Here is a 13802-nt window from a genome sequence, read left to right on the forward strand (position 1 = left end):
TGTGGGGAACCCTCAGCCCATAGGGAGAGGGCTGGGGTGAGGGCATCAGGCCGCACTGGGCCTGATGACACACTTAGTTACGGAACGGATTCGTGCCGCTGCTGGCAGGTGAGGTGCTGCGCGCTGCCGCTGGCTGTGCAACCGGGGCGCTGCCGTTAGCGTTGAAGTTATCAACCGCGGCATCCTGCTCTGGATTTTCCGGCGCCACGCTGTCAGGCGACGTGGATACCGATTTACCCAGCGTACTGTTCAGCATTTGCAGATCCTGCTCGTTCAGCGTACCCAGCGCCTGCTTGATGTTCAGCTGGTTAATCAGGTACTGGTAACGTGCGCTGGAAAGCTGCTGTTTCGCGTTATACAGCGTGGTCGTTGCGTCTAACACGTCAACGATGGTACGCGTACCGACGGAGTAGCCTGCTTCCATCGCGTCCAGAGAGCTTTGCGCAGAGACAACGGCCTGTTTGTAAGCGTTGATGCTACTGATAGAGGCATTGACGTTGTTAAAGGAAGAACGCACGGTCTGCACCACGTTGCGGTGCGCGCTTTCCAGCTGCTCGCTGGCACCCACAAAGTTGTACTGCGCCTGTTTCACCTGAGAGTTAACCATCCCGCCCTGGTACAGCGGCAGAGAGAAGCTGAGGCCCACTTTGTTCTGGCCAACGTTGCTGTCGTCATAGGCCTGAGACGTCGTTTTAGACCCGCTGTAGCTGGTATCCGATACGCCGGTAGAGGCGCTCAGGCTCAGGGTTGGCAGGTGACCATCCTGTGCAAGGCGGATCTGCTCGCGTGCCAGATCCTGGCTCAGGCGCGCCTGCAATAAGGTCAGGTTACGGTTTTCCGCTTCTTTCAGCAGAGCATTAACCGCCTGCGGTTTGTCCGTTTTGAAACTGTCCACGTTCAGAGAGGCCAGCTCAGGATAGTAGTTACCGGTGACCTGACGCAGTGCTTCCAGTGCGTTGTCGAGGTTGTTACGTGCGGTCACTTCGTTAGCCAGTACGGTATCGTACTGTGAACGGGCGTTCTGCACGTCCGTGATCGCGACCAGGCCTACGTTAAAACGCTGGGTGGTTTGATCTAACTGACGGTAAATCGCCTGTTTCTGCGCTTCGGTATAGGAGAGCGCGTCAATCGCGCTCAGTACCTGGAAATAGGCGGTCGCGGTATTCAGGATCAGCGTTTGCTGATCGGTCTGATAGGTGACATCCTGAATGCCTGCGCTCTTTTCCTGCAAACTCAGTTCACGCCATTTGGACATGTCGAACAGGGTCTGTGTAAGCTGTAAAGAGGCGCTGGTGGCATTCGAGTCGATGCCATTGTTATCGCGAAAACCGTTAGTGTAGGTATAATCTGCACCTAAGCCTAACTGCGGCAGCAGTGGACTACGTGCTTCGTTAATCTTTTCAAACGCAGCATCACGATCGGCCGCTGATTTACGTAAATCAGGGTTGCCCAGACGTGCCTGCTGGTAGACCTGTAACAGGTTCTCTGCCTGGCTCATTGCACTGAAGCCCGTCAGGCTCAGGCCGATAAGGATGGGGAGCAATTTCTTCATTTGCATTCCTTGTTGTGAAGCAGTATTAGCGCTGATCTAATTAAAAATAATTGCCGATTCTAACAGAATCATCCACACCAAAAGGTTGGCGTAACGTGCCATCTGGCGGTAATTTGCTCCAATCTACCATATAGCCATACAAACGGCAGCCAAACAGCCTTGAAATTCACAATTTCATCACCATTGCTACCAGGACTCGACCGATGCAAAAACCAGAAAACGTGCCTGTCACCTTCGCCAAAAACGATGTAGAAATTATTGCACGAGAAACGCTTTATAGCGGTTTTTTTTCAATGGAACTTTACCGTTTCAGGCATCGCCTGTTTAACGGTGAAATGAGCGGTGAAATCAAACGCGAAATTTTTGAGCGCGGGCATGCGGCAGTCTTGCTACCCTTTGACCCAGTGCGTGATGAAGTCGTGCTGGTCGAGCAGGTCCGTATTGCGGCGTATGATACCAGCGAAACGCCGTGGTTGCTGGAGATGGTGGCCGGGATGATCGAGGAGGGTGAGTCGGTCGAAGACGTCGCTCGCCGCGAGGCGCTGGAAGAGGCAGGCCTGGCGATCGGTCGGACGAAACCGGTGTTGAGCTACCTGGCAAGTCCGTGGGGAACAACGGAACGCTCATCTATTATGGTGGGCGAAGTGGACGCCACGACAGCGAAAGGGATCCACGGTCTGGCAGATGAAAACGAAGATATTCGGGTTCATGTGGTGAGTCGGGAGCAGGCTTACCAATGGGTAGAAGAGGGTTTAATCGACAACGCAGCGTCTGTCATCGCCTTGCAATGGCTGCAACTGCATCATCAGAATTTACGAAACGAGTGGAAAAAATGAAGCGCTATACACCTGACTTCCCAGAAATGATGCGCCTGTGCGAAACCAATTTCGCCCAGCTGCGCCGCCTGCTGCCGCGAAACGACGCGCCCGGCGAAACGGTAAGCTATCAGGTGAGCAACGCGCAGTATCGGTTAACGATAACAGAATCAACGCGCTACACTACGCTGGTGGAGATTGAGCAAACGGCGCCGAGCATCAGCTACTGGAGCCTGCCGTCAATGACGGTACGTCTTTATCATGATGCGATGGTCGCTGAAGTGTGTTCAAGCCAGCAGATCTTTCGCTTCAAAGCGCGGTATGATTATCCGAATAAAAAGTTGCATCAACGCGACGAAAAGCATCAAATTAACCAGTTTTTAGCCGACTGGCTAAGATATTGTTTAGCACATGGAGCAATGGCGATTCCGGTTTGTTAGCGTCATAAACCTACCTAAGGACACCATTTGGAAAGCCTGTTGAACCTGACTGTTGCTGGTGGGGCGCCAGTCAGGATATTACAAATCACCGACACCCACCTTTTTGCCGAAAAGCATGAGACGCTTCTGGGCGTGAACACCTGGGAGAGTTATCAGGCGGTTCTTGACGCGATCCATGCTGAAAAGCGGCCATGCGATCTGATCGTCGCGACAGGCGATCTGGCGCAGGATCAATCCTCCGCAGCCTATCAGCATTTCGCCGAAGGAATTGCGAGCTTTAGTGTGCCTTGCGTCTGGCTACCGGGCAATCACGATTTTCAGCCCGCCATGTACAGTTCGCTTCAGGAGGCGGGGATTTCGCCGGCAAAATGTGTCTTTACGGGGGACCAGTGGCAAATTCTGCTCCTCGACAGTCAGGTGTTTGGCGTTCCGCACGGTGAGTTGAGCGACTATCAGCTTGACTGGCTGGAGACAAAACTGGCCGCCGAACCGAATCGTAATACGCTGCTGTTACTGCATCATCATCCGCTGCCGGCGGGCTGTAGCTGGCTTGATCAGCACAGCTTACGCAACTCTGCGGCGCTGGATAGCGTGCTGGCGAAATTCCCGCGCGTGAAAAATTTGCTGTGTGGGCACATTCACCAGGAACAGGATCTCGACTGGAACGGTCGCCGCCTGCTCGCGACGCCGTCCACCTGCGTGCAGTTCAAGCCCCATTGCGCTAACTTCACGCTGGACACCATCGCACCGGGCTGGCGCTGGCTGGACCTGCATGCCGACGGCTCGCTGACCACCGAAGTGTGCCGTCTGGCTGGCGCGCAGTTCCGCCCGGATACCGCTTCAGAAGGCTATTGATGTCGACGCTCCTCTATCTGCACGGGTTCAACAGTTCTCCGCGTTCCGCAAAGGCGACGCAGTTTCGCCAGTGGCTGAGCGAACATCATCCGCACGTGGAGATGATTATTCCGCAGCTGCCCCCTTATCCGGCGGACGCGGCAGAAATGCTGGAATCGATTGTGCTTGAACACGGCGGCGAATCGTTTGGCGTTGTCGGCTCGTCCCTCGGCGGCTACTACGCCACCTGGCTGTCGCAATGCTTTATGGTGCCCGCTGTCGTCGTTAACCCGGCGGTCCGGCCATTTGAGCTGTTAAGGGACTTTCTTGGCGAAAACGAGAACCCCTACACCGGCCAACAATATGTGCTAGAGTCACGCCATATTTACGATCTCAAAGTTATGCAGGTCGACCCGCTTGAAGCGCCCGATCTTATCTGGCTGCTGCAACAGACGGGAGATGAAGTGCTGGATTACCGCCAGGCAGTGGCGTATTACGCATCCTGCCGCCAGACTGTAGAAGAGGGCGGAAACCATGCTTTCACGGGCTTTGAAGATCATTTCACCCAGATTGTCGATTTTCTTGGACTGCACAGCCACTGACAATCAATGCGAATTGCTAGCTTAAATCATGACGCAAACCTATAACGCTGATGCCATTGAGGTACTCACCGGGCTTGAGCCGGTTCGCCGCCGCCCGGGGATGTACACCGATACGACGCGCCCAAACCACCTGGGCCAGGAAGTAATTGATAACAGTGTGGACGAAGCGCTGGCAGGTCATGCCAAACGCGTGGACGTTATCCTGCACGCCGATCAGTCGCTGGAAGTCATCGACGATGGCCGCGGCATGCCGGTGGATATTCACCCGGAAGAGGGGGTTCCTGCCGTTGAGCTGATCCTCTGCCGTCTGCATGCGGGCGGTAAGTTCTCCAACAAAAACTACCAGTTCTCTGGCGGCTTGCACGGCGTGGGGATCTCTGTGGTTAACGCCCTGTCAAAGCGCGTGGAAGTGAACGTCCGTCGCGACGGCCAGGTGTATAACATCGCGTTTGAAAACGGCGAAAAAGTGCAGGATTTGCAGGTCGTCGGGACGTGCGGTAAACGCAACACCGGCACCAGCGTCCATTTCTGGCCTGACGAAAGCTTCTTCGACAGCCCACGCTTTTCTGTTTCCCGCCTGACGCACCTGCTGAAAGCCAAAGCGGTGCTGTGCCCAGGCGTAGAAATCACCTTTAAAGATCACGTTAACAACACCGAACAGAGCTGGCGCTACGAAAAGGGTCTGAACGACTACCTGTGCGAAGCGGTTAACGGCCTGCCGACCCTGCCGGAAAAACCGTTCGTCGGGAATTTCGAAGGTGATACCGAGGCGGTGGACTGGGCGCTGCTGTGGCTACCTGAAGGCGGTGAGCTGCTGACGGAAAGCTACGTCAACCTGATCCCAACGCTGCTCGGTGGGACGCACGTCAACGGCCTGCGTCAGGGTCTGCTGGATGCGATGCGCGAGTTCTGCGAATACCGCAACATTCTGCCGCGCGGCGTGAAGCTTTCCGCAGAAGATATCTGGGACCGCTGCGCCTACGTGCTTTCCGTGAAAATGCAGGATCCGCAGTTTGCCGGTCAGACTAAAGAGCGCCTGTCGTCACGCCAGTGTGCGGCGTTTGTTTCCGGCGTGGTGAAAGATGCGTTTACCCTGTGGCTGAACCAGAACGTTCAGGCCGCAGAAATGCTGGCTGAAATGGCGATCTCCAGCGCCCAGCGTCGTCTGCGCGCGGCGAAGAAAGTGGTGCGTAAAAAGCTGACCAGCGGCCCCGCGCTGCCGGGCAAGCTGGCGGACTGTACCGCGCAGGATCTCAACCGCACCGAGCTTTTCCTGGTGGAAGGGGACTCGGCGGGCGGATCGGCCAAGCAGGCGCGCGATCGTGAATATCAGGCGATCATGCCGCTCAAGGGTAAGATCCTGAATACCTGGGAGGTCTCTTCTGATGAAGTGCTGGCCTCGCAGGAAGTACACGATATTTCGGTGGCGATCGGCATCGATCCGGACAGCGACGATCTGAGCCAGCTGCGCTACGGCAAGATCTGCATTCTCGCGGATGCGGACTCCGATGGTCTGCACATCGCCACGCTGCTGTGCGCGCTGTTCGTGAAGCACTTCCGCACGCTGGTGAAAAACGGTCACGTCCACGTGGCGCTGCCGCCGCTGTACCGTATCGACCTTGGCAAAGAAGTCTACTATGCGCTGACGGAAGAAGAGAAAGCGGGCGTGCTGGAACAGCTGAAGCGCAAGAAGGGCAAACCGAACGTGCAGCGCTTTAAAGGGCTGGGCGAGATGAACCCGATGCAGCTTCGCGAAACGACGTTGGATCCGAACACGCGCCGTCTGGTGCAGCTGACGATCAGCGACGAAGACGAACAGCAAACCAACGCCATGATGGATATGCTCCTTGCCAAGAAACGTTCGGAAGACCGACGTAACTGGCTGCAGGAGAAAGGCGATATGGCGGATATTGAGGCCTGATGCTGAAAAAGCCCTGCGATGCAGGGCTTTTTTTTGCCCGGTGGCGCTGCGCTTACCGGGCCTACGATCGCTCCTCTCGCCCCTCTGGGGAGAGGGTTAGGGTGAGGGGAACGCCTCGTACTGACGTCAAAACTCCATCTTCACCGTAAACTGCACTTCACGCGGGTCGCCAATCTGGTTGCCCAGGTTATTGGTCGCAATCGACGACGTGTAGTAGGTCTTATCAAACAAATTCTTCACGTTCACCTGTAGCGTCACCGGATATTGCAGCTTCATTTTGTACGCCGCAAATGCATCCGCCACGAAATAGCCCGGCAGATAATAATCCGCACCGTTAGTCGCTGAACGACGGCTCACGCCGTGCCCGCCGCCGCCAATTGTCAGCGTATTCCCGGCAAACGCATTGTGAATATCGTACGTCAGGAACAGGGAGCCGGTATGGCGCGGCACGTTCGGCAGCGGTTTGCCCGCGTAGTCCGGGTCTTCCAGCACCTTCGCATCGGTATAACCGTAGCTGGCGATAATGTTGGTGTTCTCGGTCAGCGATCCGGCGAGATCCACTTCGACACCCTGCGAGCGCACGCGGCCCGCGGTTTTGGCGACGGTTTCATCACCGATGCTCTCGGTGTACAGCACGTTGCGCTTGTGGATATCAAACAGCACAATGTTGGCGGTAATGCCGTCGAACAGGTCGAATTTAGCGCCTATTTCATACGCGTTCGACGTTTCCGGCGGCAGGTCGCCGATGTAGCTCGCAATGGACGACTGCGGCATAAACGTCTGGGAATAGTTAGCAAACAGGGAGACTGCCGGCGTGAGCTTGTATACCAGGCCCAGCTTCGGCGTCCACTGGTCGTCGCGGCTGTCGGTGTTGACGTTAAACGGACGGCCTTTGCCCGCGTACTGGGTGTAATACTGGTAGCGCAGCCCGGCAACGGCGATCCATTTATCGGTCAGGTACAGCGCGTCCTGCGCGTAAGCGGAGTAGCTCTCCTGCTTGATGGTTTGATCGCTGTCGGATGCCGAGACGGTGGTGCACTTGCCGAGGCTGCCATAGCTCGGGTTGTAAATATTGAAATCCTTAACGTTCTTACAACGAATCATGTCCGTACGCAGCAGATCGTAATTCTCATACGACACGCCGGTCAGGATCTCATTGTAAAAGCCCGCGATGTCCACGTTCCCCTGCAAATCTGCCCGCGTTGTGTGCATACGCTGGGTCGAACCCTGGGTCGCATCCACGCGGCGGGTCAGGTTGCCGGTTTTTGAATCGTAGGCCATCACGCGAGCCTGGTTATCGCTGTACTTATCCTGGCTGTAGCTGTAGTCGAACTTCGCGGTCCACTGGCTGTTAAGGCGATACTCCGCGTTAAGCTGAGCGAGGTCGGACTGACCGTCGGTCACGTTAAATGGCTCATCAAAGCGGGTTTTGCGATCGACGTCGACGGCCTTTTTGGTGTTGAGATCGAAGATCGTTCCGCGATCGAACGGCGTTTTATAGTCGCGATGCGAATAGAGCACGGTCACGGTGGCATCATCGCCGAACCAGGTCAAAGACGGGGCGATAAAGGTGCTGCGTTCGGTGCCGTAATTACGCCAGTAATCCTCGTCCTGATACTCCCCCGTCAGGCGATAGGCCAGACGCGTACCTTCAATCGGACCGGTGACGTCAAACTGTCCGGTACCGCCGCCAAAGCTGGTTGATGTGGCAGAAATCGAGCCGCCGAAGGTTTTCTCCGGGCGTTTGGTCACTACGTTAATCAGGCCGCCGGGGTCAAGAATACCGTAAAGGGTCGAGGCCGGGCCTTTTAGCACCTCCACGCGCTCGGTTGCGGCATTGAAGCTGCGCGGCAGCACGGTGCGCAGGCCGTTGGTCATGATCGAGCCATCGCGGTTTGCGCCGAAGCCACGGCGCACGAAGGCATCCTGCGTGCCGCCCAGGGTGTTGGTCTGCACCACGTTGCTGACGTTATACAGCGCCTCGTCGAGCGTGGTCGCGTTTTGGTCTTCCAGCACTTTATCGCTGACGGTATTGACCACCTGCGGGATGTCCAGCATCGGCATGTTGGTCAGCGTGGCGGTGGAGGTGTTCAGGGGCTGATAGCCGCTGGTGGCGTCGGTGGAAGCGTAAGGGTCGGCAGTGACGGTAAGCGTCTCACCGTCTTTTGCTGCTGCGTGCACCAGAGGTGCCATGAACAGGAGTGAAAAGAGCGCGCGCCCTTTTACCCCGGCGAATGAAGGTGTGAACTTAGCCATTACATCTGTTTTCCCAAAATATCCTGCGATGAAATGCTCGCGGAAGAATGTGTGAGTCATTGCCCTTACGGTCTGTCCGTTAGCCTCTACGGCATCGGACTTGTAATTGAGAATCATTCAAGCATGAGGGGGTGTAGTAGTAAATGGAATAAATAAAAATTTCGCTACAGCGGTTTCTCTCTGGCTAATACGCGTTGATTTCCTGTTTAAGGCATTGAAAATAATTGATAAAAAGGAATTTCGATTTGTGAAGCGATGCTCAGTTATCCCTGGGGTTTACAGGGTATATCTTCGCTTGACTACTACATGGCGCGGCGGCAAACTCACAAAAGAGAATGAGTTTTATTTTTATTTGTTGGTTTTTTTCTTACGTTGGCGTTCACGTGGCTCACTACATCAAAAAGCCGGGACTGGTTCTTGAGAACCTCTCCGCGGGTTACCAGAAAAAAATCATCGTTGATGATATCTCCCTTGCGATCCCCCAGCAGAAAATGACTGTTCTGGTGGGCGCAAACGGCTGCGGAAAATCGACGCTGTTAAGTACCCTCGCGCGGCTGCTTCAGCCGCTCGGCGGCAGCGCGGTGCTGGACGGCAAAGCCATCCACTCGCAGCCAACCAAAGCGGTCGCCCGCCAGCTCGGGATCCTGCCGCAGTCTCCGCTGCTTCCAGAAGGGTTAACCGTATTTGATCTGGTCTCGCGCGGACGTTTCCCCTGGCAGAACGTGATGCGCCAGTGGAGCGAAGAAGACGAGCGGGCCGTGGAAGAGGCGTTACGCCTTACCGGAACGGCAGAGTTTGCCCATCATCTGGTTGAAAGCCTGTCCGGCGGCCAGCGCCAGCGCTGTTGGATCGCCATGGTACTGGCGCAGCAAACGCCCTACATCCTGCTGGATGAACCCACGACGTACCTCGATCTTCGCTACCAGGTGGAGATCCTCGAACTGCTGCACACGCTGACTCGCCGGCACGGGCGCACCGTGGTGGTGGTTCTGCACGATCTCAACTTCGCCGTGAACTACGGTGATTCGCTGGTCTTTTTACGTCAGGGAAAGGTTGAGGGGGTACTGCATGAGGGCGATGCCTGCACGCCGGAGCTGATCAAAGCGGTGTTTGATGTCGACGTGCATATGTCGGTTAACCCGCTGACCGGCAAGCCGTTCTTTATGCCGTTCCGTCAGGCTGTCGACAAACCATGATGCGCACGTCTGTGGCCTTTATTCTCTTTACGCTGCTGCTTCTGGCAGGCGCGATTGCGCACCTGAGCATCGGGGCGCGCGTTATCGCCCCCCGGACGGTAGTAGACGCATTTTTCCACTTCGACCCGCGCAATTTTGAGCATAGCGTGATCGTCAGGCTGCGCTTGATGCGACTGTGCGCCGCCCTGGTGACGGGCGCGGCGCTCGGCGTCGCGGGCGTGCTGCTGCAGTCAGTGATCCGCAACCCGCTCGGCGAGCCGCATATCCTGGGGCTAAATGCAGGGGCGGCGCTGGCGGTGGTGCTGACGAGTGCCCTCGGGCTGTCGCTGCCGTTTGGCCGCCCTCTGATAGCCGCAGCCGGCGCCGCCGCGCTCTTTTTGCTGGTGCTAACGTTCTCCTCATCCGGGCGTACCGGTCTCACGCCGATGAAAGTCACGCTGTGCGGCGTGGCGATGTCGGCATTTGCCTCATCGATAACCGCCACGGTGTTGATTCTGGATGAACAGACGCTGCTGGCCATGCGGACCTGGCTTGCGGGGGATGTGGCGGGAGTCATCGGCGAGACGACCGCTAGCGCCGCGGGGGCCGCTGCCGTGGGTTTTGCGCTGGCGCTCTGGCTGTCGCCGTCGCTGAACATGCTGGCGCTGGGGGACAGAATGGCGCAGGGGCTTGGCGTGTCGCTGATGAAAACGCGCCTGCTCGCGCTGCTGGCCATCGCCCTGCTGTGCGGCGCGGCGGTTTCAGTTGCCGGACCGATCGGGTTTATCGGACTCGTTGTGCCGCAGCTGATTCGCCGTCTGGTATCGGTGGACCTGCGCGTGATGGTGCCGCTCTCAGCCCTCTGCGGGGCGCTGGTTCTGCTGATGGCGGATATCGCCGCCCGCACGCTGTTTACGCCGTATGAGCTGGCAACCGGCGTGATGACTGCGCTGGTCGGCGCGCCGGTCTTTATCCTTATGGCGTCAAGGATGTTCAAATGAACCGGGCTGGATTGAGGGCAGTACGATTTTCCTCCTTCTCGGCGCTGGTTCGCCCGAGGGCGCTGCTGTATCTGACCGTTTTAAACCTTGCCGTTTTACTGCTGCTAAGTTTTGGCCTGACGCACGGCTCGCTGCCCATTCCTGCTTCCGCCATCGGACGTGCGCTGTTTTATCCTGAAAGTCTGACGGCGGATGCGCATTACATTGTGATGGATATCCGTCTGCCGCGCCTGCTGATGGCGGTGCTGTGCGGCGCGATGCTCGGCATGGCGGGGGCGGCCATGCAGTCCATTACCCGCAATGGCCTTGCTGACCCCGGTCTTATCGGTGTGAAAGAGGGCTGTAGCGCGGCGGTGCTGCTGCTGATTTTTCAGTTTCCGGGATTGGGGCCGTACTGGCGTCCACTTATCGGCATGGCCGGTGGGCTGCTGACCGCGCTGCTGGTAGTGGCGCTGGCGCGTGATATCTCGCGCCCGCGATTCATCCTGATCGGCATCGGCGTGTCATGGGCGTTTGCCGCCGCGATGGGGGTCTTTATGACGACCGCCGACGTGCGCGACGTCCAGACGGCGATGCTGTGGCTGGCGGGGAGTCTGCATGCGGCAAGCTGGACGCTGGTCAGCATCGCTGCTGCCTGGACAGTGCCGGCGTTTGCGCTGCTGCTCTTAACCGCGCGCGCCGCAGACGTAGCCTTGCTCGGCAACCACACTGCGACGGGGCTGGGCGTGCGGACTTCACGCCTCGCGCTGCTGCGCGTGTTTGCCCCCGTGGTGCTCACCGCGGCCTGCGTCTCCTGCGTGGGGAGTATCGGCTTTGTCGGGCTGATTGCCCCGCACATGGCGCGCCTGCTGCTGCGCGGAGGGCAAACGGCACTGCTGACGGGAAGTGCCGTACTGGGCGCGCTGCTGGTGCTGCTGGCGGATAACGTCGGGCGGCTGGCATTTCTCCCGTTGCAGCTGCCGGCGGGAATTGTCATTTCACTGATTGGCGGACCGTTTTTCCTGCTGCTGCTCTGGCAGCGTCGGGATCGATTTTAGGGGATAGAAATGCGCGTATTTTTTGCAATGCTGGTGCTGGTGGGTTTTGCTGCAGGAGCCGCAGAGCCAACGCAGACGTTTACTGACGACCTGAACCGCAAAGTGGTGGTGCCGGTTAACCCGAAGCGGATTGTGTCCCTGCACGACCTGGATATCACCATTCCGCTGATCGAGCTTGGCGTACCGCCGGTTGCCAGCCATGGCCGTACCCGACCGGACGGCAGCCATTTTCTGCGCTCCAGCGGCATGCTGACGGGCATCGATTTTGATAATTCCGACATCACATTCATCGGCACCGCCGATATCGATATTGAAGCCATCGCCGCGGCGAAGCCGGATCTTATCATCACCGAGCCGACCCGCAACACGCCGGTCGAACAGCTGGAAAAAATTGCCCCGACGGTGAGTATCGATCACCTCGACGGCGGCGCGCCGGAGATCTACCGCAAGCTGGCGCAGCTTACCGGGACAGAGGCGCGGCTGAAGATTCTGGAGCGTCGCTATCAGGAGCAGATCGAGGCGCTAAAGGCGACCATCGATACGAGCAAACTGACCGTCTCGGTGATTCAGGCCAATCAGGGCAAAATCAACGCCATGCACAGCTACCACTCGCTTGGGCGCGTGCTGCGGGACGCAGGGTTCAGGTTCCCGCCGCTGATTGAGAGCATCCCGGAGGGCGGGCGCATCGACGTCAGCGCCGAGCGTCTGCCGGAGCTGGATGCTGATTTTGTCTTTGCAACCTGGCGCGGGGACACCGGCGGAAAACCGCAGGACGAGCTGGCGGCGATGGATGCGGTGATGCCGGGCTGGTGTCAGTTTCTCAACGCCTGCCGAACCGGGCATTACGTGCTCATCTCCCGCGAGGAAGCGATCTCAAATTCATTTGCCTCGCTGGGGCTGATGGCCGCGCAGGTGCAGTCGCAGATAGCGGGCCGTCCGCTGCCGGAGGCCGCTCGATGATCCGAAAAATTGATGTCTACGGCGACCGCCTCCGCTCGCGGGCGCACCAGCTGACGCCGCGCCTGCTGCAGGTGGCGAGCTATATCAATGAAAATCGTGAAGCGGTTATGGAGCAGACGGCAATGGAGATTGCCGCTGTGCTACACACCTCGGACGCCACCGTGGTGCGTGCCATTCAGGCGCTTGGGTTTGGCGGGCTGCGGGATCTCAAGCAGACCCTGGAGCAGTGGTTTGGCCCGGTGGTCACCTCCAGCGAGAAGATGTCCACGACGGTAAACACGCTTACCAGCGACGTCGACGCGAGCATCGATTTTGTGCTGGAAGGCCATCAACACACCTGCGCGGTGTTGTCCGAACCGGGCAACCGCTACGCGATGGCGCAGGCGGTGTCGCTGCTGGCGCAGGCGAGACAGGTCGCTATTTTTGGCATTGGCGCATCCGGCATTCTGGCTGAGTACACCTCGCGACTGTTTAGCCGTATAGGCCTGCCTGCGATCCCGCTCAACCGCACCGGTATTGGCCTCGCCGAACAGCTGATTGCCCTACAGCGCGGTGACGTGCTGGTAATGATGGCGCAAAAATCCGCGCACCGGGAGGGACAGACCACGCTGCGCGAAGCGAAGCGCCTGGGTATTCCCACCATTTTGCTGACCAACGCCACTGACTCGCGCTTTAGCAAAGAGGCAAGCGTAGTGATCCACGTCCCGCGCGGCGGCGAGAAGGGCAAAATCCCGCTGCACGGCACGGTGCTGCTGTGCCTGGAGATGATTATTCTGTCCGTCGCCTCCACCGAGCCGCAGCGCACCATCAAGTCGATGAAGCGCATCAACGAGTTACACCGCGGATTAAAGCCGGGCAAGAAGAGCGGTTGATTTTCCCCCTCTCCCCGTGGGCTGAGGGATCCCCAGTAATTTTTTTATGCAGAAGCAATAAAGTTGCTTTCTAAATGACTGAGGGCTGTCAGCGATGCCCTGGTCCGGCTGTAAATCGCTGAGGCGTTTGCCTTCCGGCCGGGGCGAGGCGCAGGGATGCGCCGAGAGGGCGGCTTTACAGGGACGTTGCCTCCGCCCGTACCCGATAAGCCGGAAGGAATAAGCCGAGGGCACCGCGAAGCGGCGATTTACCGCCGGGAGCCCGGGTCGCCAGGGTGGTGGCGACTGAGCCACCCTGGCACGTTCACCGGTCATGTCGTTACAGAGTAGCAAGGAA

12 protein-coding genes are annotated in these 13802 nt (G+C 58.0%); 10 read left to right on the forward strand and 2 right to left on the reverse strand.

What is annotated here, in order from left to right; translation table 11 throughout:
• Positions 1-73 precede the first annotated feature (73 nt).
• Positions 74-1552 (reverse strand): outer membrane channel protein TolC, encoded by a 1479-nt coding sequence (gene tolC / locus CKK19_RS18280; RefSeq protein ID WP_063854391.1) that lies wholly within the window; start codon positions 1550-1552, stop codon positions 74-76.
• A gap of 203 nt (positions 1553-1755) precedes the next feature.
• On the opposite strand from tolC, the gene nudF reads away from it, so the two are divergent.
• The 5 genes from nudF to parE are packed head-to-tail and all read left to right on the forward strand — an operon-like array spanning position 1756 to position 6164.
• Positions 1756-2388: an ADP-ribose diphosphatase gene (nudF, locus tag CKK19_RS18285; RefSeq protein ID WP_225455200.1), complete on the forward strand. Its 633-nt coding sequence runs from the start codon at positions 1756-1758 to the stop codon at positions 2386-2388.
• Positions 2385-2807 carry a DUF1249 family protein gene (locus CKK19_RS18290; protein WP_003862516.1) on the forward strand — a complete coding sequence of 141 codons (423 nt, stop codon included), beginning with the start codon at positions 2385-2387 and terminating at the stop codon, positions 2805-2807. The genes nudF and CKK19_RS18290 overlap by 4 nt, the downstream gene beginning before the upstream one ends.
• 27 nt (positions 2808-2834) lie before the next feature.
• Complete coding sequence (cpdA, locus tag CKK19_RS18295; protein WP_023298619.1) at positions 2835-3662, forward strand: 3',5'-cyclic-AMP phosphodiesterase; 828 nt, start codon at positions 2835-2837, stop codon at positions 3660-3662.
• Positions 3662-4243, forward strand: coding sequence for an esterase YqiA (yqiA, locus tag CKK19_RS18300; RefSeq protein ID WP_022649423.1), 582 nt, complete (start codon positions 3662-3664; stop codon positions 4241-4243). The genes cpdA and yqiA overlap by 1 nt, the downstream gene beginning before the upstream one ends.
• Before the next feature lie 28 nt (positions 4244-4271).
• Positions 4272-6164, forward strand: coding sequence for a DNA topoisomerase IV subunit B (parE, locus tag CKK19_RS18305; protein WP_023306966.1), 1893 nt, complete (start codon positions 4272-4274; stop codon positions 6162-6164).
• 126 nt (positions 6165-6290) lie between these two features.
• On the opposite strand, the gene CKK19_RS18310 is transcribed toward parE, so the two are convergent.
• Positions 6291-8420, reverse strand: coding sequence for a TonB-dependent siderophore receptor (locus CKK19_RS18310; RefSeq protein WP_225455201.1), 2130 nt, complete (start codon positions 8418-8420; stop codon positions 6291-6293).
• A gap of 383 nt (positions 8421-8803) precedes the next feature.
• Between CKK19_RS18310 and CKK19_RS18315 the strand changes: the two genes are divergently transcribed.
• From CKK19_RS18315 to CKK19_RS18335, 5 genes are read left to right on the forward strand one after another with little or no spacing between them, the layout of a single operon-like run.
• The gene (locus tag CKK19_RS18315; RefSeq protein ID WP_063854393.1) at positions 8804-9616 is read left to right on the forward strand and encodes an ABC transporter ATP-binding protein; all 813 of its coding nucleotides are present in this window, start codon (positions 8804-8806) and stop codon (positions 9614-9616) included.
• Entirely contained in the window at positions 9613-10596 is a 984-nt protein-coding gene (locus CKK19_RS18320; protein ID WP_045307988.1) for a FecCD family ABC transporter permease, read from the forward strand. The genes CKK19_RS18315 and CKK19_RS18320 overlap by 4 nt, the downstream gene beginning before the upstream one ends.
• Positions 10593-11633, forward strand: a complete 1041-nt coding sequence (locus CKK19_RS18325) for a FecCD family ABC transporter permease (RefSeq protein WP_063854392.1) — start codon at positions 10593-10595, stop codon at positions 11631-11633. Before CKK19_RS18320 ends, CKK19_RS18325 begins: the two co-directional genes overlap by 4 nt.
• A 9-nt stretch (positions 11634-11642) precedes the next feature.
• Positions 11643-12593 (forward strand): iron-siderophore ABC transporter substrate-binding protein, encoded by a 951-nt coding sequence (locus CKK19_RS18330; protein ID WP_023306962.1) that lies wholly within the window; start codon positions 11643-11645, stop codon positions 12591-12593.
• Positions 12590-13465: a MurR/RpiR family transcriptional regulator gene (locus tag CKK19_RS18335; RefSeq protein ID WP_015571883.1), complete on the forward strand. Its 876-nt coding sequence runs from the start codon at positions 12590-12592 to the stop codon at positions 13463-13465. The genes CKK19_RS18330 and CKK19_RS18335 overlap by 4 nt, the downstream gene beginning before the upstream one ends.
• Positions 13466-13802: the final 337 nt, after the last annotated feature.

It is taken from the genome of Enterobacter sp. CCUG 70166, assembly GCF_020224095.1.
Lineage (GTDB): Bacteria > Pseudomonadota > Gammaproteobacteria > Enterobacterales > Enterobacteriaceae > Enterobacter > Enterobacter intestinihominis.

Coding starts and splice junctions, on each gene's coding strand:
- tolC (WP_063854391.1), bottom strand. CDS start 1,552: ATGAAGAAATTGCTCCCCATCCTTATCGGCCTGAGCCTGACGGGCTTC.
- nudF (WP_225455200.1), top strand. CDS start 1,756: ATGCAAAAACCAGAAAACGTGCCTGTCACCTTCGCCAAAAACGATGTA.
- CKK19_RS18290 (WP_003862516.1), top strand. CDS start 2,385: ATGAAGCGCTATACACCTGACTTCCCAGAAATGATGCGCCTGTGCGAA.
- yqiA (WP_022649423.1), top strand. CDS start 3,662: ATGTCGACGCTCCTCTATCTGCACGGGTTCAACAGTTCTCCGCGTTCC.
- parE (WP_023306966.1), top strand. CDS start 4,272: ATGACGCAAACCTATAACGCTGATGCCATTGAGGTACTCACCGGGCTT.
- CKK19_RS18310 (WP_225455201.1), bottom strand. CDS start 8,420: ATGGCTAAGTTCACACCTTCATTCGCCGGGGTAAAAGGGCGCGCGCTC.
- CKK19_RS18320 (WP_045307988.1), top strand. CDS start 9,613: ATGATGCGCACGTCTGTGGCCTTTATTCTCTTTACGCTGCTGCTTCTG.
- CKK19_RS18325 (WP_063854392.1), top strand. CDS start 10,593: ATGAACCGGGCTGGATTGAGGGCAGTACGATTTTCCTCCTTCTCGGCG.
- CKK19_RS18330 (WP_023306962.1), top strand. CDS start 11,643: ATGCGCGTATTTTTTGCAATGCTGGTGCTGGTGGGTTTTGCTGCAGGA.
- CKK19_RS18335 (WP_015571883.1), top strand. CDS start 12,590: ATGATCCGAAAAATTGATGTCTACGGCGACCGCCTCCGCTCGCGGGCG.